We start from the raw sequence: 1,216 nt of genomic DNA on the forward strand, positions 1-1,216 counted from the left end.
GGGCCCGGGTGGTGGCGGTCGACGTCGCCCCCGGTGCGCTCGACCTCGCCCGGCGCCTCGGTGCGGCGGTCTGTCTGGACGGGCGCACCCTGGACGGGCCGGACGCGGTGGCCGAGGCGGTCCGGGAGGCGACCGGCGGCGGCGCCCACCTGTCCCTGGACGCGCTGGGCAGTCACGCCACCTGCACCGCCTCGGTCCGTAGCCTGCGTCGCCGGGGGCGGCACGTGCAGGTGGGGCTGCTGCCCGCCGCCCAGAGACACCCGGTCGTGCCGATGGACCTCGTGATCGCGTACGAGTTGGAGCTGCGTGGCAGTCACGGCATGCCGGCGCACGCCTATCCGGAGTTGCTCCGGCTCGTGACCGCCGGGGTGCTGCGTCCGGCCGCGTTGGTCACCCGCACGATCGGTCTCGCCGACGTACCGCACGCACTGGCCACCATGGACGGTTCGACCGGCGGCGGGATGTGCCTGATCCGGCCCTGACACCGGCCGACGCCGCCCGCCGTTCGCCCAGGGTCAGCGCGACGACGGCGCCGAGCAGCACCGCCGATCCGACGGTGGCCGCCGGGGTGAGCCGTTCGTCGAGGAACAGCATCGCGATGACCGCAGCGGTGACCGGCTCGACCAGGGCGATCACCGACGCGGTGGTCGCCCGGATCGAGACCAGGCCGGCGAAGAACAGCGCGTACGCCAGCGCGGTGGGCACCGCACCGAGGTAGGCGAGCAGACCCAGCACCCGGCCGACGTCGCCCGCCGTGGGCAGGATCCCCTCGATCAACGCCAGGGGCAGCAGGCAGAGCATCCCCACCGTGAAGCCGCCCAACGCGGTCGTGCCGGCGGCTGCCCCGATGCCGTCCCGGCCACGCTTGCGGTGCAGCAGGGTGACCATGGCGTACCCGGTGGCGGAGAGCAACGCGCAGGCCAGACCGCGCAGCGGGGCGGATGCCGTACCCGCGCTGCCGCCGCCGACGAGGAGCAGCAGTCCGATCAGCGCCGAGGCCACGGTGAGGGCACCGGTGCGCCCCAACCGCTCCCCCATCGTCAGCCGGGATCCGACGGCGATCAGCACCGGCCCGGAGCCGAGGGTCACCACGGTGGCGACCGCAAGGCCGGCGTACCCGACGGCGGCGAAGTAGGCGGTCTGGTAGACGGCCAGGCCGATGCCGGTGGTCACCAGCGTGCGCCAGCCATCGCCCGGTCGGCGCCCGGGCGATGGC

The 1,216-nt window shown here is 74.9% G+C and carries 2 protein-coding genes; one reads left to right on the top strand and one right to left on the bottom strand.

The genetic code is table 11. The annotated features are described in order from the left end of the window. Positions 1-482: zinc-binding dehydrogenase (locus EYA84_RS32045; protein WP_153227131.1), on the top strand; the 482-nt coding region annotated here is incomplete at its 5' end. Here the strand turns inward: EYA84_RS32045 and EYA84_RS32050 are convergent. After that, positions 391-1,216 (bottom strand): DMT family transporter (locus EYA84_RS32050; protein WP_131057879.1); only part of this gene is annotated, 826 nt, incomplete at its 5' end. The genes EYA84_RS32045 and EYA84_RS32050 overlap by 92 nt on opposite strands.

The sequence above is a fragment of the Verrucosispora sp. SN26_14.1 genome, assembly GCF_004307965.1.
In the GTDB taxonomy this organism is placed as follows: domain Bacteria; phylum Actinomycetota; class Actinomycetes; order Mycobacteriales; family Micromonosporaceae; genus Micromonospora.